This window comes from Duganella sp. CF402, from assembly GCF_900109645.1.
Classification (GTDB): Bacteria; Pseudomonadota; Gammaproteobacteria; order Burkholderiales; family Burkholderiaceae_D; genus Rugamonas.
Window position 1 is genome coordinate 336427 of sequence record NZ_FOBG01000002.1, and the last position, 21229, is coordinate 357655.

Genomic DNA, 21229 nt, shown 5'->3' on the forward strand with positions numbered 1-21229 from the left:
ACGGCCTCGCGGAAATCACGCCCTCGTAGCTGCGCGGCGCTCTAGCCACTCGCGACCGCCGTTGTCCAGTGCTTTAGACACCACCGCCACCGGCAGGCTGTACACCGTCGCCCAAGTGGCGCGCCCGTCGCCGGAGTTGGAGGGGAAGCTGCTGGACTCGATTGGCCAGTGGTACTTGCGCTTCAAGGTTTTGACGATGGCGGCGAGCGAGGTACGCCCCTGCAACGGCTCGGCGCCGGTCTGGTCGGCATCCGACAGCAGCACCGCCAGCACGGCGCCGCGCGCGGTCAGCGGACCGGGGAACTTGGGAGTTTTTGACATTCCGTCATTCTAGCGGAAGCCAGTTTTCTGAGTGATTCCAGCATCAGCTCAGCGACCGCTCAACGCTCGCGCCTCGCCATCGAAGAAGAGCTGTTCGGGATGTAGAGGGAAATGGTGCTTGTGGGAATTTTTTTGTGGCGCTACGCGCGGCGCCTCCGGCGCGCCACCGCGTAGCGGTGGCAGATGGACGATTCGGAGCGGCTCGCCCCGGTAGGGGCGATGCCTTCGAATCCCCCGCGCAGAGCCCGCAGGGGCTCTGCTTCTCTCTGCCAGAAATGCAAAAAGCCGCCCGAAGGCGGCTTTTTTCAATTCTGGCGGAGAGAGGGGGATTCGAACCCCCGATAGGTTTGACCCTATACACGCTTTCCAGGCGTGCGACTTCAACCACTCATCCACCTCTCCAGGTCTTCCCAATCCTCGGGAAGCGCCGAATTATAGCAAAGATTCCCAATAGTACAAAACTTCTCAGGAAGCCTCTTTCAATTGCTCCAGAATCGCCGGATTTTCCAACGTCGACACATCCTGCGTAATCACCTCGCCCTTGGCCAAGACACGCAACAAACGCCGCATGATCTTGCCCGAACGCGTCTTCGGCAGATTATCCCCAAAACGAATCTCTTTCGGCTTGGCGATCGGACCAATTTCCTTGGCCACCCAGTTCCGCAGCTCCAGCGCAAGCTTCTTGGCCTCATCCCCCGTAGGACGCGCCTGCTTCAGCACCACAAACGCGCAAATCGATTCACCCGTCGTATCATCCGGCTTGCCCACCACCGCAGCCTCAGCCACCAGCGGGTTCGCCACCAGCGCCGACTCGATCTCCATCGTGCCCATGCGGTGACCCGACACGTTCAACACGTCATCGATACGTCCGGTAATCGTGAAGTAGCCAGTATCCTTGTTACGGATCGCGCCATCGCCCGCCAGGTACATCTTGCCTCCCAGCTCTTCCGGGAAGTACGAAGTCTTGAAGCGGTCCGGGTTATTCCAGATGGTGCGGATCATCGAAGGCCAAGGACGCTTGACCACCAGAATACCGCCCTGCCCGTTCGGCACATCATGGCCCGACTCATCCACAATCGCCGCCATGATGCCCGGCAGCGGCAAGGTGCACGAGCCCGGCACCATCGGCGTCGCGCCCGGCAGCGGGGTGATCATGTGGCCGCCGGTCTCGGTCTGCCAGAAGGTATCGACGATCGGGCACTTCTCGCCGCCCACCTGCGTGTAGTACCACATCCACGCTTCCGGATTGATCGGTTCACCCACCGTGCCCAGCAGGCGCAGCGACGACAGGTCGTAATTTTTCGGATGTACTTTCGGATCCACATCCGACGCTTTGATCAGCGAACGAATCGCGGTCGGCGCGGTGTAGAAGATGTTGACCTTGTGCTTGGCGATGGTCTCCCAGAAGCGCCCCGCATTCGGGAAGGTCGGAATGCCTTCGAACACTACCTGCGTCGCGCCCACCGCAGTCGGGCCATACGCGATGTAGCTGTGGCCAGTCACCCAGCCGATGTCGGCCGTGCACCAGTACACGTCGGACGGCTTGATGTCGAACGACCATTTCATGGTCAGCGCCGCCCACAGCAGGTAGCCGCCACTCGAGTGCTGTACGCCTTTCGGTGTGCCGGTCGAGCCCGAGGTGTAGAGGATGAACAGCGGATGCTCGGCATCCACCCACTCCGGCTCGCACTCGGCCGACTGGTTTGCCACCAGCTCGTGCAGCCACAGGTCGCGGCCTTCTTTAAACGCAATCGCGCCGCCGGTGCGCTTGTAGACGATCACGTCCTTGATGGTGTCGCAGCCGCCCAGTGCCAGCGCTTCGTCAACGATGGCTTTCAACGGCAGCTGTTTGCCGCCGCGCAGTTGCTCGTCGGCGGTGATCACGGCCACCGCGCCGGCATCGATGATGCGCTCTTGCAGCGATTTGGCCGAGAAGCCGCCAAACACCACCGAGTGGGTCGCACCGATGCGCGCGCAGGCTTGCATCGCCGCCACACCTTCCACCGACATCGACATGTAGATGATGACGCGGTCGCCTTTTTTGATGCCGCGCGCTTTCAGGCCGTTGGCGAATTTGCAGACTTTTTCGTGCAGCTCGCGGTACGACACGCGCGTGGCCTTGCCGTCGTCCGCTTCAAAGATGATGGCGGTCTTGTCGGCGTTGCCGTTTTTCAGGTTGCGGTCCAGGCAGTTGTACGAGACGTTCAGCTTGCCGCCTTCGAACCATTTGTAGAACGGCGCGTCGTCTTCGTTCAGGGTGCGGGTGAATGGCGTTTGCCATTCGATGTGTTCTTTCGCTAAACGCGACCAGAAACCTTCGTAGTCGGCCGCCGCCTCTGCGCACAGCGCGTTGTAGGCATCCATGCCGGAAACTGCGGCCTGGGATGCGAACGCCGCCGGTGGCGCGAAGATACGGGATTCTTGTGGACCTTGGGTTGTCGTGCTGCTCATGGTGTCTCCAAATGTAGTAATCGTTTGCTATCAACATTAAACGTGATCGCTTACTGCGCCCTTACAGCCGCACACCTCCCCGGCGGAGGATGGCATGCCGGACAATTTTACCAATTTTTCATGATGCCCTACCGATGCGGTCGCCCGGCAGCACGTGTAGAATATCGGCACGTCTTCGTAGTCTGCCTCATTTTCAGGAGTTTTGCCCCAATGACCGAGCCTAATCAGAAGCTGCGCCCCCTGCCCGCTTTTATTTTCATGTCCCGCTGGCTGCAACTGCCGCTCTACCTCGGCCTGATCCTGGCGCAGTGCGTCTATGTGTTCCATTTCTGGGTCGAGCTCAAGGACCTGATCGGCGCCGCGCTCGGCAACGAAGACGCGCTCAAACACATCCTGCAAGCCGTTGCCGTGCCCGGCGCGCCGCTGCCGGAGAAGCTCAATGAAACCACCATCATGCTGGTAGTGCTCGGCCTGATCGACGTGGTGATGATTTCCAATCTGCTGGTGATGGTCATCATCGGCGGCTACGAGACCTTTATCTCGCGCATGAATCTCGATACCCATCCAGACCAGCCGGAGTGGCTGTCGCACGTGAACGCTTCCGTGCTGAAGACCAAGCTGGCAATGGCGATCATCGGCATTTCCTCGATCCACCTGCTGAAAACTTTTATCAACGCCGCTTCGTACAAGCCCGAGGTGATCGCTGCGCAAACCATTATTCACGTCGTGTTCCTGCTGTCGGCCCTGGCGATTTCGTACACCGACCGCATCACCACGCTGACGCACCACGATTCCAAACACTAACCCACGCGAGAACATCATGACCATCATAAAGCAAGAAGACCTGATCGAATCCGTCGCCGCCGCGCTGCAGTACATCAGCTACTACCACCCTGCTGATTACATCGAGCACTTGGCCCGCGCCTACGAGCACGAGCAGAGCCCGGCCGCGAAAGACGCCATCGCGCAGATCCTGACCAACTCGCGCATGTGCGCCGAGGGCAAGCGTCCGATCTGCCAGGATACCGGCATCGTCAACGTCTTCCTGAAGATCGGCATGGGTGTGCGCTTTGAAGGCTTCAGCGGCACCGTCACCGACGCGGTCAACGAGGGCGTGCGCCGCGCCTACAACTACGACGACAACAAGCTGCGCGCGTCGATCGTGGCCGACCCGCACTTCGACCGCAAGAACACCAAGGACAACACGCCAGCCGTGGTCCACATGGAGCTGGTGGAAGGCAATACCGTCGACGTGAAGGTCGCAGCCAAAGGCGGCGGCTCGGAAAATAAATCCAAGATGATCATGATGAATCCTTCCGATTCGCTGATCGACTGGGTACTGAAAACCGTGCCAACGATGGGCGCCGGCTGGTGCCCGCCTGGCATGCTGGGCATCGGCATCGGCGGCACCGCCGAGAAGGCCATGCTGATGGCAAAAGAAGTGCTGATGGAAGACATCGACATGTTCGAACTGAAGCAGCGCGGCCCGCAGAACAAGCTGGAAGAACTGCGTATCGAACTGTGCGACAAGATCAATGCGCTGGGCATCGGCGCCCAAGGCCTGGGCGGCCTGACCACGGTGCTGGACGTGAAGATCATGATGCACCCGACCCACGCTGCATCGAAGCCGGTCGCCATGATCCCGAACTGCGCCGCCACCCGTCACGGCCACTTCGTGCTGGACGGCTCCGGTCCTGCCTACATGACCCCGCCACCGCTGTCGACCTGGCCTGATGTGTCGTGGGCGCCGGACACCGAGAAATCGAAGCGCGTGAATCTGGACACCCTGACCAAGGAAGAAGTCGCCTCGTGGACGCCGGGCCAGACCCTGCTGTTGAACGGCAAGATGCTGACCGGCCGCGACGCCGCGCACAAACGCATCCAGGACATGCTGGCCAAGGGCGAACCGCTGCCGGTGGACTTCAAGAACCGCGTGATCTACTACGTCGGTCCGGTCGATCCAGTGCGCGATGAAGTGGTCGGCCCAGCCGGCCCAACCACCGCCACCCGCATGGACAAGTTCACCGACATGATGCTGGAACAAACCGGCCTGATCGCGATGATCGGTAAAGCCGAACGCGGCCCTGCTGCGATCGAGTCGATCAAGAAGCACAAATCGGCTTACCTGATGGCGGTGGGCGGCTCGGCCTATCTGGTGTCGAAAGCCATCAAGCAATCGAAGGTGCTGGGCTTTGCCGACATGGGCATGGAAGCGATCTACGAGTTTGAAGTGGTCGACATGCCAGTCACCGTGGCGGTGGATTCGCAAGGCAGCTCGGTGCACAACACCGGCCCGGCGGAATGGAAGGCGCGCATCGAGCAGCTCAACGTTCCTGTCGTGACTGCCTGATGCCAGTGGCCCGCTCTCCCGGCGCGCCGATAGGCGTCTTCGATTCCGGCGTGGGCGGGCTGTCGGTGCTGCGCCATATCTGCGCGCAGCTGCCGCATGAGGAGGTGCTGTACTTCGCCGACTCTGGCCACGCGCCGTATGGCGACAAGACCGAAGAGTATGTGGTTGAGCGCGCGCTGGCGGTGACGGCCTTCCTGCTGTCGCACGGCGCCAAGGCGCTGGTGGTGGCCTGCAATACCGCCACCGTGGCGGCCATCAAGGCGGTGCGGGCGCGCTATCCCGAGCTGCCGGTGGTCGGCGTTGAGCCTGGCCTCAAGCCGGCCGCCGCCGCCACGCGCAGCGGCAAGGTCGGCGTGCTGGCGACGGCGCGCACGCTCAAGGGCGAGAAATTCCTGCAACTGCGTGAGCAGATCAGCGCGGCCACCCAGGCCGAGTTCCTGCTGCAGCCGGCTGTAGGTCTCGTCAATGAAATCGAAAAAGGCGACCTGCACTCGCCGGCGATCGCCGACATGCTGGAGCGCTACGTGGCGCCGCTGCTCGACCAGGGGGCCGATACGCTGGTGCTCGGCTGCACCCACTACCCGTTCGTCCGCGACGGCATCGAGCGTGTACTGCGCGAGCATGCGCGCGACGATGTCACGCTGATCGATACCGGCGATGCGGTGGCGCGCCAGCTGGTCCGTTTGCTGGAAGCGGGCGGCTTGCTGCGTGCGTCCGGCGCCAGCGTGCTGCGCGGCTACACCACCGGCGATGCGGTGGCACTGGCGCAAGCGTTTGCCGATTTGCTGGGCCTGCAGCCGGCGGTCGAAAAGGTTGATGTTTAGACCATCGGCAGGTTTCGAAAAAAATGCTGCAATTAAATTTGCAGGAATCGGAATCGGCTTGTATAATTCTGGCTCGTTGTTCAGCAGTAGTTGAATAACAAAACAGCGGTGGCTGTAGCTCAGTTGGTAGAGTCCAGGATTGTGATTCCTGTTGTCGTGGGTTCGAGCCCCATCAGCCACCCCAAGAATTAAGTGAAAAGCCCAGTCTCTGACTGGGCTTTTTGCGTTTGCAAGCCCGCACATTTGATGCAGATCTAATCGCGCGCTGATTGAAGAGCTACGCTGGTCCCAATGTGCAGAGAGGAGGCCGCCATGTGCCCCATGAGCTTGCTTGAGTTTGCAGACCTTCCAGACGCACGCCTTGCAGACCTTCGCTACCAAAGCGGAGGTGACCAATGTTGTGCATCAGATGACCTGGCGAATGGCAGGATTCACCGTCGTCCTGATCACCGCGATTATCGGCTCAGCGCGCTATCTTTAAGTGCGCGCCGCAGCGCGCTGCGCTTTGATCTGGACGGCGAGCTTGTCCAGCGTGTCCTTCACGGTCCCAGGGTTGAAGGGTTTGACGATGTAGGCCTTGGCGCCGTTGCGCAGCGACTGCTCGACCGTGGTGCGGTCGGTACTGGCGGTGACCATCAGCACCGCCGCTTTCGGCTGCCTCTCGCGTATCCAGTTGAGCAAGGTCAGGCCGTCGCCATCGGGCATCACCACGTCAAGGCAGATGATGTCGGCACGGATAGAACGCAGCCGCAAACGCGCCGATTCCGCCGTGGCCGCATCGCCCACCACATCGTAGTCGTCACCCTGGATAATCACGCGCAGCAAGCCGCGCGTCATCTCATTGTCGTCGATGATAAAAACGCGAAGTCCGTGGTGCTCCGGCATGAGATTCTCCCGTGGCTGGCATGCCGTCGACTATAACTTAATGCTCACACCTATGCACTCGGTTACAACTTTTTGCATCAGCACATTGCCCGTTGGAACTAGATTACCGCTACAATGACATGTCTTTTGCATTCCCATGCAAAACCGCATCAGCTCGCTTATCCCCTGAATTCGCACAAGTCTATGTCACAAGAAAAACCGATTTCCGAAGTCAACACCTATGGCAAAGATACGCCCGTAGGCCGCCCCGACACCGATGGCCGCGCCGCCGTATTCGTGCCGACGTCCAGCTTTGACGCTGCCAACAACGCCAACATCCGCCTGGGCGCCGGCATTGTCGGCTTCGGCAATCCGGACGGTACGCTGACGGTCTATTTCGAGAGCAACCGCTTCGACGAGACCAGCCTGCATAAATGGGAAAACAAGGCCCGCAAGGCCTACGACCGCATGGTGGCCGGCGCGCCGACCGTCTCCAAGGCCAAGATCAACGCCAGCATGCTGGAACAGATCGGCATCATCGATGGCATGGGCATCCACCTCAAGCAACCGGAACGACTGGAGCAATGGCTGGAACGCGCCAACGCGCTGGATACCGCGCCAGCCAGCCCGATCACGCTGTGGAAAACCAAATAAAGTTGGTGAAAAGATAGAGACGGGTATTTGTCCTACATGGCGTCGGACATTTGGCTGATGTCGACATCCCGGGCCCTGGACTATGCTGGAGACATCTGCAGTCCCCACTCCAGGAGCCCGTTATGGCACGCTATCTACACATCGCGTTTGGCGCATTGCTCATCATGGTGGCAGGCGCTTCCGCTTATGAACTGTGCTCAGAGAATATCCTGAACCAGGCTTCGATCTACGTGCTGCGCTGAAAAATCAGCGGTGGCGATAATGGCCACGCCCACCCCAGCGGCTGCCACAGCACCAGCGGCCAAACGAAAAATCAAGACCGATCGATACCGGCGGGTAGTAATAAGCCGGCGCAGGCGCGTAGTACACCGGTGCCGGCGCGTAGTAGACCGGCTGGCTGACGTACGTGGTGCTCGTGGTATAAGCCGGCTGCGTGCTGTAGGTGACGCGTGATGGCTGGGCCGGCAATTCTTCCGTCCAGGTGCCCGACTGTACCTGAGCGCCGGCCGGCAGCACTTCCACCGTATGCCACTGGTACGGATCCTGTACCCGCGCAGGGGCGGCCGCATAGTAGCCTGGACGCTGCGTGGCGCAGCCAGTCAGCGCCGCCAGCGCGGCAACTGCAACAACGATAGTTTTCATGGCGGTTCTCCTCATTCCAGATCGTACTATATAAGGAAGCGCAGCACCGTTCCCTTGCCATTACAGTTTATTACACTCGCCATACAAGTTATACACGCGAAAAAAAAGGAACCGCAGGCGGTTCCTTTTTTACGGGGGCAGATGCCGGATCAGTCCAGTTTCCAGGCGTAGTCGACCTTGGTCCAGGTTTCGGCCGGTGCACCATCCTTGGTGCCCGGCTTGAACTTGCAAGCGCTCAGGGCCTTGATGGCGGCCTTGTCCAGATTCTTGAAGCCGCTGCTTTTCTCGACCTTGGAATCAGCCACGCTGCCGTCCGCCTTCACCAGGAAGGACATCGATACAGTACCCTGCTCTTCATTCATCAGGGATGCTTTGGGGTATTCAGCCTTGCAGTTCTTGGCATCGAAACTGGCAGGAACTTCGGCGGCAAACACTGCCGGTGCGCTCGACACGAGCACTGCTGCAACCACACCCAACCAACGCTTATTTGTAAACATCTGATTTCCCCAAAGTGTAAGTATCTTATCCGGCACGCAGGCCATGCAAGAACATGGCCTGTTTGAGACTAATTACAGCTTCCAGCTATAGTCGACCTTGGTCCAGGTCTGGGCAATCGCGCCATCCTTGGTGCCAGGTTTGAATTTGCAAGCGCTCAGGGCTTTCAGGGCAGCTTTGTCCAGGTTCTTGAAGCCGCTCGATTTTTCCACTTTGGACTCGACCACGTTGCCGTCGGTGCCGACCAGGAAGGCCATCGTTACATCGCCCTGCTCTTCGTTCATCAGCGAGGCTTTTGGATATTCTGCTTTGCAGTTCTTGTCGTTCAGCGAAGCAGGCACTTCACCGGCGAAGGCGGTCGAAGCAACGGACAGGATGACGGCGGCGAATACAGACTTGTTCATAATGCGATTTCCCAATAAATTGTTATTAACAACTGGTTAAACGAACTCCACAGCGGGCCATGTGTCCACAAGGGCGGACGGCAGACTGCGGCAATAAAAGAACTGCTTAAAACTCTTCCCACTCATCGCTGCCGGCGGTGGCCGCGGCGACTTTTTTCGGTTTGGCTGCCGGTGCAGGTGCTGGCGCCGGTTTGGCGGCCAGTTTCTTCACCGGAGCGCGGGCGGTCGTGATCGGCTTGACCACGGCTGCCTTGGCGGCGAAAGCCGGCGCAGCAACAGCGGCGCGTTCTTCACCTTCGACCAGCTTGAAGATGCTGACCACGCGAGACAGCTCGCCGGCCTGGTCTTGCAAGCTTTGTGCGGCGGCAGCGGCTTCTTCCACCAGCGCGGCATTCTGTTGGGTCATGCTGTCCATCTCGATGATGGACTGGTTGACCTGGGCAATACCAGCACTCTGCTCCTGGCTGGCGTTGGCGATTTCGCTCATGATGTCGGTAACGCGACGCACCGAGGACACCACTTCTTCCATCGTCACGCCAGCCTGGCCGACCAGCTTGGTGCCGGCACCGACTTTTTCGACCGAGTCATCGATCAGCATCTTGATTTCTTTGGCGGCGCCAGCCGAACGCTGGGCCAGGTTACGCACTTCCGACGCCACCACGGCGAAGCCGCGGCCTTGCTCACCGGCACGCGCCGCTTCCACCGCAGCGTTCAGCGCCAGGATGTTGGTCTGGAAGGCGATGCCATCGATCACGCCGATGATGTCCACAATCTTCTTGGCCGAAGCGTCGATCGAGCTCATGGTGTCAACCACTTGCGACACCACTTCGCCGCCCTTGACTGCCACATCCGATGCAGCCGATGCCAGCTGGTTGGCTTCACGGGCGTTGTCGGCGTTCTGCTTAACGGTCGAGGTCAGCTCATCCATTGCCGACGCGGTTTTTTCCAGCGACGACGCTTGCATTTCGGTACGCGACGACAGGTCGACGTTGCCGGCGGCGATTTCACGCGAGGCGGTGCCGATGGTTTCGGTACCGGTGCGCACCTGGCTCACGATGTCGCGCAGGCTGTTGCGCATTTCACGCATTTCGAACACCAGGCTGTCCTTGTCGGCGCCCGAGGTGTCGATCGAGATCGACAGGTCGCCGGCGGCGATGCTGCCGGCGATCGAGGCGGTGTAGTCAGGCTCGCCGCCCAGCTGCTTCAGCAGGCCACGGGTGATGACCAGTGCGGCGGCGACCGAGATTGCCACGGCCAGCAGGCCCATGATGATCATGAAAGTACGTGCGCTGGCGAAGCCATTGGCGGCATCGACCTGCATCTGCGCATTCATCTTGTCTTCCAGCGCGCCCAGTTGATCCAGCGCGGTGGTCCATTTTTTCTGGGCTGGACGGATTTCCTTGACCAGCACGCGGGTCGCCTCTTCAGGCTTGCCCGCCAGCCACAGCTCCGAGGCCTTGGCGATGGCCGGCATGGCCAGCGCTTCGCTTTCCTTCACGGTTGCCAGCAGGGCTTTTTCTTCCGGGCTGGCTTCCTTGGCGAATTGCGCGGTCAGCTTGTTCTGGAAGTCGGCGTATTTGCCCGACAGTTCCTTGATACGATTCATGTCCGCTTCCATGTCGGCCGGATCAGAAATCATGGTCAGCACGCGCAGCGAGTTGATGCGTTCGCCGACGTTGTTGCGCATGTCCACCACCAGGCGGGACACGACATTGTTCACACTAATCACGTGGTCCAGGCGATCCTGAATCTGCGCCATGCGCACGATACCAACGGCAGTCACGGCCACCAGGAACAACAGCACGAGGGCGAATCCGAGGCCCAGGCGCGTACCGACTTTCATTTTTGCTAAATTCATTTCGTCTTCTTCTTAAGTGACACTGTTGATGAAGTTGCCCTGGACGACACATCTTGTGGTCATGCCATCCAAACAAAACCCTTGCTGCTAAGTAATAAGCTATGACAGTAGCAAACAATGACTGCGAATGCAAAAATTTGCAGCTCCACCAGCAGCCAGCATGTGGTTTTTTCGGACCGCAATACACCACGAAAGACGGTGGATATGTGTGTATATTCAGGAATTATAGATGCAAATTTTGCCTCACAGCAAGCAAATACTGCCTGAAAAATGCGCAAACGAACTTTCTGCGTGGAAATTCCACCACACCCGTTGAAAGTTTAGCAAAAGCGGATTTTCTACGCAGTAATACGCAAGCGGGCTGCGGCTTCGAGCAGCAATTGGGCGTCGCCGAGGGCGAGCTTTTTGGAATCGGACAAAGTTTGGCGGAAGGCGCGGGCGCCGGGCAGGCCGGTCATGATGCCCAGCATGTGGCGGGTGATGGAATTGAGCTTCAGGCCGAGCGGGCCGTACTGGGCCAGTTGGGCTTGAATGTAGGGAATCATGGCTTCCAGCACCTGTTCGCGGGTCTTGGGCGCGCTGCTGTCGCCGTAGTAACGCTGGTCGAAGCTCGCCATCACGTAGGGATTGTGATAGGCCTCGCGGCCCAGCATGACGCCGTCCAGGTGCTTGAGGTGCTCATCGATCTCGGCTTCGGTCTTGATGCCGCCGTTGATGATGATTTCGAAGTCAGGGAAATCGCGCTTGAGCTGATAGGCGTACTCGTACTTCAGCGGCGGGATTTCGCGGTTCTCTTTCGGCGACAAGCCTTTGAGGATGGCATTGCGGGCGTGCACGATGAAGGTCGTGCAGCCGGCCTCGGCCACTTTGCCGACGAAGTCACGCACGAAATCATAGCTTTGCTCATCGTCGATGCCGATGCGGTGCTTGACCGTGACATCGATCGAGACGGCGTCGCGCATGGCTTTTACGCAGTCGGCCACCAGTTGCGGCTCGGCCATCAGGCAGGCGCCGAACGCGCCCTTCTGCACGCGCTCGGACGGGCAACCGCAGTTGAGGTTGATCTCGTCGTAGCCCCACTTCTCGCCCAGCCTGGCGCTGGTGGCGAGATCGGCCGGGTCGCTGCCGCCGAGCTGCAGCGCCACCGGATGCTCTTCCTCGTTGAAGCGCAGATGACGCTCGACATCGCCATAGACCAGCGCGCCGGTGGTCACCATCTCGGTGTACAGCCAGGTGTGCTTGCTGATATGGCGATGGAACATGCGGCAATGGCGGTCCGACCAGTCCATCATCGGGGCAACACTCACTAAGCGCTTGTTTTTATTGGATTTATTTTCGTTCATTTTCACTATGTGCAGCTATCAGTGCACACGAGGTGCACATAAGGTTATCGTCTGGTGCATAATCCGGGCCTTACTCAACACACAAGAATTGCACACGGATGGCTACGTTTACAAAACTGAAAAGCGGCAAGTGGCGCGCGCAAGTACGCAAGAGTGGAATCTATCGGAATGCAACCTTCGAGTTCAAACGTGATGCCGAATCTTGGGCACGTCAGGTGGAGGTACAAGTTGAACACGTAGCGGCGAATGGTTATCAGCCAATCCCGGATAACTACAGCGTAGGCGATTTGATAGATGGGTACGGGCAAGAGTGTAACATGGGCGGCCGCACAAAGCAGTTGACTCACGACAAGTTGAAACGCGAGTTGGGCGAGATTCCGCTCAAACGCCTTAATAGTATACATCTACGCGATTTCATCGATTCCCGATTAGCCGAAGGTGCCGGTGGCGTCACCATAGCTGCCGACCTTTCATTCTTCGGTGCCATACTAAAATGGGGAAAACATTCTCGTCGGCTCGACCTGCCAACCGATCTGGCCTTGAACGCACGCCGCGACCTCTCTGCACGCAAGATACATACCCGTAGCGTCGAACGGGATAGGGAGCCGACAGAGAAGGAACTTACGGACTTGTTCAAGCTCTGGAAGAACAACAAGCGACAAGTTATCCCGATGGCAACACTGTGCGCGTTTGCGCTCGCAACGGCAATGCGTCAGAACGAAATCTGCTCGATCCGGTGGGAAGACGTTGATACTGCGAAGCGCACGGTTATCATTCGTGACCGCAAAGACCCGCGCAAGAAGAACGGCAACGATCAAATTGTCCCCCTACTTCCCGCAGCATGGACAATCATCGAGCCATTGTTGCCTGAGAGCATGGTAGGGAGGGTTTTCCCCTACGACTCCGGCAGCGTAAGTACCGCCTTCACGAGAGCTTGCACAAAGCTTAAGATTGATGACTTGCGATTCCATGACCTGCGGCACAAGGCAACCAGCGATCTATTCCGCATGGGCCTGTCGATTCCGCAAGTCGCCGTATTAACTGGACACAAGACTTGGACTCAATTGAAACGATATACACACACTAAGCCAGAAGACGTGCATGCAGCAATTGCATCTTTCACGACCTCGATGACAAAGGCAGCATGAATAGCTCAATAAATAACAAACTGGACAACTCAAGACCCCGTCGCCTCAGGAATTACACCCCTCCGAACGAAAGCTACTACACATCTCTCGTAAAGAGTGCACCTTACTTCAAAAGTCCCGGTGACTTCGTGGTTTTCATGGCCCCTCTTCTACACGAAATGAAGTCAAAGCTTACCGATCGAACACGCCCAATGTACGAAGAGATGCTTACCCTACGGGAACTAATTGAGAAAGAAAGGCCACGTAATCGCGTTTGGCATCCACCATTGACTGTTCGCGTAAAAAAATCCATCACACGAGCAGCCACGGAAAGGTATAACGCGCAACGTCAGCGAGTATTAAATCTGTTCGAGCAGTTTTATTTGGCTGACCTTATGGAGCCGTTGGTTGCGGCGCGGGAGTCCGAGCACGCACCAGTTCCGTCTCAAAGCGCGTGCTGCTGTAACGCTCGGGCGATTACGCCCAACACTTTCTTATTACCTTGACGTACCGAGCACTGCCCTTGGTGGGCGGAGCCACGCCTGAAAGGACTTAAACACTGTTATAAAGGATCAAAAAATGAACCAACACATTACTTCGGAAATCAACGCTCAATTCATCGCAGTAGGCTGCACCCAAATGATGGTCAACACGCGAGGCTTGGACTACTTTCATAGCAAGATGGATTTGTATTTCCATTATTCGCCAGATTTGCAGACCGGCAATTTCCCGACTGTAAGCAATTCGACAGAAATTGTTGTAGTGGTCGAATCCGACACCGCACTAGAAGTTGCCCGGCTACGCGGTATTGCTTGCGAAGTGGTCAAACTGAAAGACCTGCGCAACTTCATTCTATACCGAGCATACAGCACGGAATGCAGCCAATACCGTGCGGCGAAGCAGCGCTTTGATGCTGCTAACGAGAGCTTTAATCAAGAAGCAGATACTTACGACTACCAGACCATGCAGACCATTTCTCACTTGCGGATAGGTAGCACTTGGGGCCGACTCGGTTAGGGTTCGCTTTGTACCGCTCAATTTCCTGAATATAGCCGTTGCCCAGCGATGCAATTGCTTTCGCTTCGCTTTCTTGCCGTATCTGTGCCTTGGCGTCGTCTAGTATGCCTGCGTTGCTGAGAGCGGGAAGGCTCACCAACAGAACCAAAGTAGCGCGTTTTATTGACTTCATCGTGATTTCCAGTTGGTAATGAAATGGCAAATCCTACCGATTCGGTAGTATGAAATCAAGTTGAAACTTGCAACATCTTTGTCTTTGAAGTCACGGAAGATAGAGATGGCGATTATCGGCAAACGCTTGAAGGCTGCGCGACTTGGCACTGGGTTATCGCAAGAGCAGCTTGGGCTTAACGCCGGTCTGGAGGTTGAAAGCGCCAGCGCACGAATGAACCGATATGAGCGCGGTACACGGGTGCCGTCAGTTGAATTACTGGAGCGCATCGGCAAGGTGCTGAACCTTCCATTGGCCTACTTCTTTGCAGTAGATGACGACGAAGCCGCGCTACTAACCGCCTACCATCGTCTTCCAGAAGCTGATAAGCAGGCAGTGTTAGCCGTTGCTATGAAAGAGCGATGACGCCACCTCCCAATTCGGTTTTGTCAGCCTTCAGCAAGCCCATTCGCGGGTTGCTTATATCTTCGCTGGATGATACTGCTACAGACTTCTTCTGACGCCTTAGACACCATCTTGGGGGGTACGCGCTTACAGCGGAAAGCGAGCGATTAGGGCATATAGGCGTGCCGGAAGGTCTTTTGCATAGTCAATAAGAAAATCTTACTTTGTACAAAGAGTTTGCCTTGCCTTTGGGCTATCCTGCTACTACAATCGGTATGTCTATTACTTAAATTTACTAGATATTGTGTTTGTTGTTTTTTGGAAATCAACTTCAGTTTTGCATCTTTAAGAAGGAAGCGATATGAACGAAGAACCAAAAATTTCGATCAACAAGCTTGGCGAGTACATGACTGCCACTCCTGCGCGACGCAGGCAGATTGTCCGCGACCAGAAGACTCCCCCTGTGTTTAAGGCGGCACGTTATAAGGCTGCACGAGAAGCAATTGTCGACTATATCGAAAGCGGCATGGTTGATGACGGAGCGCCGTTAGCTAGGGCCGCAGAATTACGGGCCGACACGTCCGGGACAGACTTTACTGTTCAGGATCGCCAACTGTCGGCGGAAGCAATCGAAGACTTCCTCCCGCTTGCGGAAGAATTGGAGGTGGCGGATGTGTCCGTTCAGGCAGGCTATGCTTTCGCTTCTGAAACGATGGACTTTGGTGGTACGAAGGTATCAATGCGGCCAGACGCGATATTAAAGAACAAGGAAACCGGCGACGTGGTTGGTTGCGTAAAGCTGAACTTCTCAAAATCGGCTCCCATTCTTGAGCAGGCTGGGCAGTATGTGGCTACGGCGCTGCGTGCCCACCTTGAGGCCAATGCAGACGATCCCAAAAGTGTCGATCCGGCATTGTGCTACGTCGTAGATGTTCCGACCGGCACAGTGTCTTCCGCACCAACGGCAAACAAGAAGCGTCTTAGTGACCTTGCTGCTGCTGGCGAGGAAATAGCAGCGCGGTGGAGCAGTGTGTAAGCTGACGAAGCTACTGTAGCCCCAAAATCCTAAAAAAATTTTGCAAGGTCGAGGGGCAATCTTAGCATGCTGCCATCCGGGTAGAAATCGTCGCTGCTCGCCGTAAAGATATCTACGGGTGTGGATAGTGGCCAGGAATGGTGAAAGGTCGAGCGGTTGGCTTAATGCGGCTGGGGCCACGTAAACAATCATCGCAGCGCTTTCCAAAATATCTGTACGGGCTTGCGGAGTTGGTAGGCAGGATTGCAATGCCCACGGATGATGAAGGCCGCTACGGGCCTGTACTGGCGTCCTATCGCTTCCGTAACTTCATCTGTCGTGGTGCTTCCGCGTCGCCTGCGATGCCCCAAGCAACAGCCCACTTGGAAGCTTGAGTACGGGCCTGCGGTGTCTCCCCGGTGTCGATGCGATACATCGCCAAGCCCATTCGATGAATGATGTAGGCGAGCCGGGGATGGCTGTTTCGGAACCGGGTTTCGTTTGGCATGGTCAGGTGGTAGCTTTTAGGATAGCGTACAGCGTAGCACGGCTGATTCCGTTATCCTTTGCCAGCTTGGCCTTATTTGCACCGGCTGCTGCTTCCTTGCGCACCTGCTCTTGCGTGGCCTTGTCCAGCTTGGCGCTACGGCCCATGTGCTTGCCTGCCTCTCGTGCCTTGGCTTGGCTGTACATTTCTCGCACTACTGAGCGTTGTTGGTGCTTAATACTGACGGTACGCTGGTTGTAGTCGATGATCTGCTTCAAGTTCGTGTACACATTGGTATCATGGCCGCGTGCGATGGCCTTATCCTCGATGCCGACCACACGGTTGTTCACCAGCGTTTCAGAGAACTTGTCGAATATTTCCGAGTAAGTCGATGATCGGTTGACGTGCTTCCCGGCGAGCGCAGTTTCGATTACATCCAGCACTGAGCTTTTGCCAGTGCCGCCAGTGCCCACAATGAATACAGCATGCTTAACACGGCGCATCGGTGTCTTGACGATATGCCAAAGGCCGAGTTTGCCGCTTGTGATGAAATGGTTAAACAGGAAATTCGCGCCTTCCGCGACGCCGATGACAAAGCGCTTGCGGTAGCTAAAGCTGAACGAGCAGAGCGACGCAAGGGTATGAGCGAGGTCGCTGCGAAGCTTGATGAGATGGACGAACGCCAGCAAGAACGTGAACGCGCCCTCGACCGGCGTGATGCGGTACGACAGGCTAACGCAGACGACGATGCACGGGCAAAGGCGAAGACGAAGGCATTGAACGACGACCTAGAAAACGCGAAGCGAGAGTCGTGCTACTGGGGAAATAAGAAGGACTGTGTACGATGACCAGCCAGATCGTCATCACCTTCCTGCGAAGCGCTGTGCTTGGCATATCGCTTACTCAGGCCGCTTTTCCAGCGCTTGCAGCAGAGCAGCCCGGTTGCACAGGTGTGAACACTGATGCGACCTATGGCGCTCAACTAGCACGGGACAAAGTCCCGCTGGCGGACGCGATTGCCGCAATCGAGAAGTCAGCAAAGAACATCGATGCAGAACTTGTTAAGGCCAAGCGCAAGAAAATGACTGCTGCGATGAAAAATCAAATGAAGCAATCCTTCATAGATGGCTACAGCGAAGCCGTGATGCACCCGGAAGAAACGATAGAGCAGGTCGCTGGCCGGGTTGCGTTGGCCTGCTACTTTGCCAAATACAAGTAGCAAATCACCGTTCCGGGCGTGTTTCAACCAGCTCTCGCCAACCCGTTCAACCGCCAGATACTAACCATCTGGTGGAAGTAGAAAGCTTGCCTCTGTGCACACCATTTGCACACAACACCGCCAAGAGTCGCATAAACACTACATTTTCAGTTCAGTCCATCATCGGCGCAACGGACAGGCGGCGGCTAGGCACTACAGGTGCTTGGTCGGCGGTCGGCGAGGTGAGGATGGTCATGGTGGCTACGCTATTGAAGTCGCGGGAGGGTCAACATTATAGCGCAAAAGGCAGGGTCACCAGGCTGACCAGGTAGCGGGCCGGCGTGGGGCCGGGGTTTTCGTAGGCGATGTGCTGGCCTTCGCGGAAGGCGACGCAGTCGCCGGCTTGCAAGTGCCACTGCTGCTCGCCGGCGGTGACGATGATCTCGCCTTCCAGCAGCCATACTTGCTGGTGGATGTCGGCGCTGTGCGACGGCTGGTCGTACGATACGCGCCGGCGCGGCGGGAACACTACTTCCACCAGCTGCATCGGCGAGCGCAGTCCAGGCGACAGCTGGCGCCGCGTGTAGCCGGAATCGGGATCGGTCCACACCGGCTGCTGGGCGCGCGTGCTCAGCGGCGACGGCGCGGCATCGTCGGCTTCGAACAGCGAAGCCAGCGTCACGCCCAGCGCATTGGCCAGCTTGTCCAGCACGGTGGCGGTGGCGCTGCTTTCGCCGCGCTCGATCAGGGAAATGTTGGAGCGGCTGACGCCGCTACGCTCGGCCAGCGCCGCCAGCGACAAGCCGCGCGCATTGCGCAAGGTCAGCACACGGCCAGCAATAAGTTGATTGATATCCATGAAATCCATTATACTGGATTTTTCATCCAACAAAACGTCAGATCATGCCCATCGCCTTTGAAACGCCCGACCAGCCCGAAGTCCACGCACTGATCGCCGAGCTGGATGCCTACCTGCTGGCGCTCTACCCGCCGGAAGCCGTGTACGCGCTGGATGTACAGACACTGCTGCAACCCAATATCCGTTTTGCCGTGGCGCGCGATGCGCAGGGCGCGGCGGTCGGCTGCGGCGCCATCGTGCTGAGCGGGGAGTATGGCGAAATCAAGCGCATGTATGTGCGCCCGGCTGCGCGTGGCGCCGGCACCGCACGCCAGTTGATGGGTTTGTTGGAAGAGACGGCGCGCACGGCCGGTTGCCCGCAGCTGGTGCTGGAAACCGGGCCGGAAAACCCGGAAGCGCTGGCCCTGTACGCGCGCCACGGCTTCGAGCGCTGCGGACCGTACGGCGATTATCCGGACGATCCGCTCAGCGTGTTCATGCGCAAGACCCTGGGCTAAGCCGCCGTCGACGCGCCCTTCTTCTTGCGCACCACCGCCAGCGACGGCGCTTGCGGCCCGAAGATGACGGCGATGCGCTCCAGCCGCGCGGCCGCATCACCGGTCAGCGTGCCGGTCGCGCCCGCCACTTGCCGCACGATGCCCAGCGCCTGCTGGCGCGCGTCCGGCTCTTCCGGCAGCAACAGCGGCAAATCGTTGAGCGCCGCTTCCTCGTTCACCTGCAGCATCAGGTATTGCTCGCGCAGGATCTTCTTCAGCAAAGTCACGCTCATCACCTTGTTGTCCGAGGTGCGCAAGCGCAGCTGGCGGATGGCCGCAAAGGCGCGCTCGTCGGCCGCGCTCATCTCCGGACTGCGGAAGATGTACAGCAAGCCGCGAATGATGCCCTCGGTCACACCGCCCTCTTTCGTACGCAGCGCCAACGCCGCGCGCTGGGCATTGGTGGCCGCCTCGCGTGCGATATCGCGGCCAATGCGGCGCGGCTTGCCGCCGTCACTGTTCAGTCCCACCAGCGCCTGCAGCAGCGGTGAACCATACACGCCAAGGAAGACCTGCTCGGTGGCCTGGTCGCGCGCATCGCGGTAGCGGTCCAGCGCATCGACGATCTGCTTGCTCCATGCCTCCTGCATTTGCAGGAACACATTGTCCTGGCCGACCGGCCGGCGTTCCGCGCGCACCTTTTCGGCCAGCGCCGGGATCTGGTTCAGCAGCGGATTTTTACTCGAGAACATGGTGTAGCGCATGCGCAGCGGATGCGACTCGCGCAAACGTTCCGCACTGGCCTCGGTCACCATGCTTTTCACGATCGGGCTGGCGAAGGTCTGGTACAAATTCTTGTTGATTTCCGACAGCCGCGCCACCGTGGCGAAGCGGCGCTCGTCTTCCACATCGTTGCCGCCCAGCGCGCGCAGCGCCTCCAGGCTGCGGCGCTCGAAACGCATCACATAATCGCCGGCCGCCAGGTCGCCGGCGGCGATTTCCGCTTGCAGCATTTCCTCGTCCTTGTCGAGGAACACCGCCTCGTACAGGCCGGGCGGCATGATGTCGATCATGTCCATCGCCGCCGTGAATTCCTCGTGCTCCTTGTTGGCCACCGAGGCCGAGACGAAGATGCCAAGGTGGCCTATGCTCTGGTGCATGGAATAGATGATGGTCTGGCCGCCGGCCACCAGCGCCGCGTCGTCCTCGTACAGGTCCAGCACCCAGCCCAGCGCCTGCTGCGGCGGCGTGATGTCGTCGCCCCACGAGCAGAACACCACGATCGGCGATTTGATGTTGCGCAGGTCGATGCGGTGGCCGGCGCTGTCGAGCAGCGCGGCGTCGCTCAGGCGGTTGCCGACGAACAGCGAGTCGGCGATGTACTGCATCTCGCCGGCGTTCAGCAGCACCGGGTTGCCCCACCATTTTTCAAACTCCAGGAAGCGCTGCGCCTCGGTGTCGATCTTGGAGTAGACGTTGTAGTTCTTGGACCAGAAGGTATTCGATGGATTCATCTTCTCGAAGTTGGCGACCAGTTGCGCGCCGTCGAAGATGCCGTTGCCAAGGTCGCCCGCCAGCGCCGTCATCCAGGTGCCGCCAAGGATGCCGCCGAGGTAGCGCAAGGGATTCTTGCCGCGCACGCCGGCCCAGTACGACAGCGGCGCGCCGGCCAGCACCAGCGGCCCGACCAGGTCGGGATTCAGGGCGCTGGTCATCATGATTTGCCAGCCGGCCTGGCAGTTGCCGATCAGCGCAGGCTTGCCGTCGGCCTCGGGATGCAGCTCGGCCACCTTGGCGATAAACAGCGCTTCGGCGCGGCACACGTCTTCAATCGTTTGGCCCGGCACCGGATGGGGCAGGAAGCCGACGAAATAGCACGGATGGCCGGCCTTCAGCACCACGCCGATTTCACTGTCATGCTTCATGCCGCCGATGCCGGGACCGTGGCCGGCGCGCGGGTCGAACACGATGAAGGGACGCTTGGTGGCGTCGGGCTGGATGCCATCCGGCTGCAGGATGTGCAGCAGGCCATAGTTGACGGGACGCTCGAGGTGACGGCCATCCATCACCACTTCGAATTGGAAAGTCAGGACATGGGGCGCGGTCTGCTCGGCGCGATGGTTGCGCTCGTCGCCGCGCTCACGCAACACGTCCATGAACAGGATGGAGCGCTGGGCGGCGTCGATCCAGTAGTCGGTTGCCTGCTGGGCAAGGTTGAAGGGATTACTGAACCAATTCACATCATCCTCCGTTGCGTTATGTTGCCACGCACCAAAGTACCGCAGGAG

The 21229-nt window shown here is 58.5% G+C and carries 22 protein-coding genes and 2 tRNA genes; 12 read left to right on the forward strand and 12 right to left on the reverse strand.

Annotated features, from left to right (window positions below; genetic code table 11):
* Positions 1-15: 15 nt before the first annotated feature.
* From BMZ70_RS19615 to acs, 3 genes are all read right to left on the reverse strand, one after another.
* A complete protein-coding gene (locus BMZ70_RS19615) occupies positions 16-321 on the reverse strand; it encodes a hypothetical protein (protein ID WP_092278538.1) in 306 nt (101 codons plus the stop codon).
* A gap of 312 nt (positions 322-633) precedes the next feature.
* Positions 634-723: transfer RNA gene (locus tag BMZ70_RS19620), tRNA-Ser, on the reverse strand.
* A 63-nt stretch (positions 724-786) separates the two neighbouring features.
* Positions 787-2772 (reverse strand): acetate--CoA ligase, encoded by a 1986-nt coding sequence (gene acs, locus BMZ70_RS19625; RefSeq protein ID WP_092278540.1) that lies wholly within the window; start codon positions 2770-2772, stop codon positions 787-789.
* A 210-nt stretch (positions 2773-2982) separates the two neighbouring features.
* On the opposite strand from acs, the gene BMZ70_RS19630 reads away from it, so the two are divergent.
* The 5 genes from BMZ70_RS19630 (at position 2983) to BMZ70_RS28395 (ending at position 6427) form a co-directional block, all read left to right on the forward strand.
* Positions 2983-3576, forward strand: a complete 594-nt coding sequence (locus tag BMZ70_RS19630) for a YqhA family protein (RefSeq protein WP_092278542.1) — start codon at positions 2983-2985, stop codon at positions 3574-3576.
* Between the two features lie 16 nt (positions 3577-3592).
* A complete protein-coding gene (locus BMZ70_RS19635; RefSeq protein ID WP_092278544.1) occupies positions 3593-5122 on the forward strand; it encodes a fumarate hydratase in 1530 nt (509 codons plus the stop codon).
* Positions 5122-5946, forward strand: coding sequence for a glutamate racemase (murI, locus tag BMZ70_RS19640; RefSeq protein ID WP_092278547.1), 825 nt, complete (start codon positions 5122-5124; stop codon positions 5944-5946). The genes BMZ70_RS19635 and murI overlap by 1 nt, the downstream gene beginning before the upstream one ends.
* A gap of 108 nt (positions 5947-6054) precedes the next feature.
* Positions 6055-6130: transfer RNA gene (locus BMZ70_RS19645), tRNA-His, on the forward strand.
* 147 nt (positions 6131-6277) lie between these two features.
* Complete coding sequence (locus BMZ70_RS28395; protein WP_165403613.1) at positions 6278-6427, forward strand: hypothetical protein; 150 nt, start codon at positions 6278-6280, stop codon at positions 6425-6427.
* Here the strand turns inward: BMZ70_RS28395 and BMZ70_RS19650 are convergent.
* Positions 6424-6831, reverse strand: a complete 408-nt coding sequence (locus BMZ70_RS19650) for a response regulator (protein WP_092278549.1) — start codon at positions 6829-6831, stop codon at positions 6424-6426. The two genes, BMZ70_RS28395 and BMZ70_RS19650, sit on opposite strands and share 4 nt — an antisense overlap.
* 183 nt (positions 6832-7014) lie before the next feature.
* On the opposite strand from BMZ70_RS19650, the gene BMZ70_RS19655 reads away from it, so the two are divergent.
* Positions 7015-7464, forward strand: coding sequence for a hypothetical protein (locus BMZ70_RS19655; protein WP_092278551.1), 450 nt, complete (start codon positions 7015-7017; stop codon positions 7462-7464).
* A 246-nt stretch (positions 7465-7710) separates the two neighbouring features.
* Here the strand turns inward: BMZ70_RS19655 and BMZ70_RS19660 are convergent, their stop codons facing one another.
* From BMZ70_RS19660 to dusA, 5 genes are all read right to left on the reverse strand, one after another.
* On the reverse strand, positions 7711-8106 hold the full coding sequence (locus BMZ70_RS19660) for a hypothetical protein (RefSeq protein ID WP_092278553.1): 396 nt from the start codon (positions 8104-8106) through the stop codon (positions 7711-7713).
* A gap of 149 nt (positions 8107-8255) precedes the next feature.
* Complete coding sequence (locus BMZ70_RS19665) at positions 8256-8603, reverse strand: energy transducer TonB (RefSeq protein ID WP_092278555.1); 348 nt, start codon at positions 8601-8603, stop codon at positions 8256-8258.
* A 72-nt stretch (positions 8604-8675) separates the two neighbouring features.
* The gene (locus BMZ70_RS19670; RefSeq protein ID WP_092278557.1) at positions 8676-9005 is read right to left on the reverse strand and encodes an energy transducer TonB; all 330 of its coding nucleotides are present in this window, start codon (positions 9003-9005) and stop codon (positions 8676-8678) included.
* A 106-nt stretch (positions 9006-9111) separates the two neighbouring features.
* Positions 9112-10863: a methyl-accepting chemotaxis protein gene (locus tag BMZ70_RS19675; protein WP_207231581.1), complete on the reverse strand. Its 1752-nt coding sequence runs from the start codon at positions 10861-10863 to the stop codon at positions 9112-9114.
* A 338-nt stretch (positions 10864-11201) separates the two neighbouring features.
* On the reverse strand, positions 11202-12206 hold the full coding sequence (gene dusA / locus BMZ70_RS19680; protein WP_092278561.1) for a tRNA dihydrouridine(20/20a) synthase DusA: 1005 nt from the start codon (positions 12204-12206) through the stop codon (positions 11202-11204).
* A gap of 98 nt (positions 12207-12304) precedes the next feature.
* On the opposite strand from dusA, the gene BMZ70_RS19685 reads away from it, so the two are divergent.
* The 4 genes from BMZ70_RS19685 to BMZ70_RS19700 all read left to right on the forward strand — a co-directional run bounded on the left by BMZ70_RS19685 (position 12305) and on the right by BMZ70_RS19700 (position 15942).
* A complete protein-coding gene (locus BMZ70_RS19685; protein WP_092278563.1) occupies positions 12305-13354 on the forward strand; it encodes a site-specific integrase in 1050 nt (349 codons plus the stop codon).
* 558 nt (positions 13355-13912) lie between these two features.
* Positions 13913-14350: a hypothetical protein gene (locus BMZ70_RS19690; RefSeq protein WP_092278576.1), complete on the forward strand. Its 438-nt coding sequence runs from the start codon at positions 13913-13915 to the stop codon at positions 14348-14350.
* Between the two features lie 232 nt (positions 14351-14582).
* The gene (locus BMZ70_RS19695; protein ID WP_229205509.1) at positions 14583-14927 is read left to right on the forward strand and encodes a helix-turn-helix domain-containing protein; all 345 of its coding nucleotides are present in this window, start codon (positions 14583-14585) and stop codon (positions 14925-14927) included.
* A 340-nt stretch (positions 14928-15267) separates the two neighbouring features.
* Positions 15268-15942, forward strand: a complete 675-nt coding sequence (locus BMZ70_RS19700; protein WP_092278579.1) for a hypothetical protein — start codon at positions 15268-15270, stop codon at positions 15940-15942.
* Between the two features lie 489 nt (positions 15943-16431).
* Here the strand turns inward: BMZ70_RS19700 and BMZ70_RS19705 are convergent, their stop codons facing one another.
* Entirely contained in the window at positions 16432-17097 is a 666-nt protein-coding gene (locus BMZ70_RS19705) for a DUF5906 domain-containing protein (RefSeq protein WP_130301099.1), read from the reverse strand.
* A 155-nt stretch (positions 17098-17252) separates the two neighbouring features.
* Between BMZ70_RS19705 and BMZ70_RS28400 the strand changes: the two genes are divergently transcribed.
* Entirely contained in the window at positions 17253-17627 is a 375-nt protein-coding gene (locus tag BMZ70_RS28400) for a hypothetical protein (RefSeq protein WP_092278585.1), read from the forward strand.
* A gap of 271 nt (positions 17628-17898) precedes the next feature.
* Here the strand turns inward: BMZ70_RS28400 and BMZ70_RS19720 are convergent, their stop codons facing one another.
* A complete protein-coding gene (locus BMZ70_RS19720; protein WP_092279530.1) occupies positions 17899-18465 on the reverse strand; it encodes a helix-turn-helix domain-containing protein in 567 nt (188 codons plus the stop codon).
* Positions 18466-18509: 44 nt separating this feature from the next.
* Between BMZ70_RS19720 and BMZ70_RS19725 the strand changes: the two genes are divergently transcribed.
* Positions 18510-18962 (forward strand): GNAT family N-acetyltransferase, encoded by a 453-nt coding sequence (locus BMZ70_RS19725; protein WP_092278587.1) that lies wholly within the window; start codon positions 18510-18512, stop codon positions 18960-18962.
* Here BMZ70_RS19725 and BMZ70_RS19730 read toward each other — a convergent pair.
* The gene (locus BMZ70_RS19730) at positions 18959-21181 is read right to left on the reverse strand and encodes a DUF3141 domain-containing protein (RefSeq protein ID WP_092278589.1); all 2223 of its coding nucleotides are present in this window, start codon (positions 21179-21181) and stop codon (positions 18959-18961) included. The genes BMZ70_RS19725 and BMZ70_RS19730 overlap by 4 nt on opposite strands.
* Positions 21182-21229: the final 48 nt, after the last annotated feature.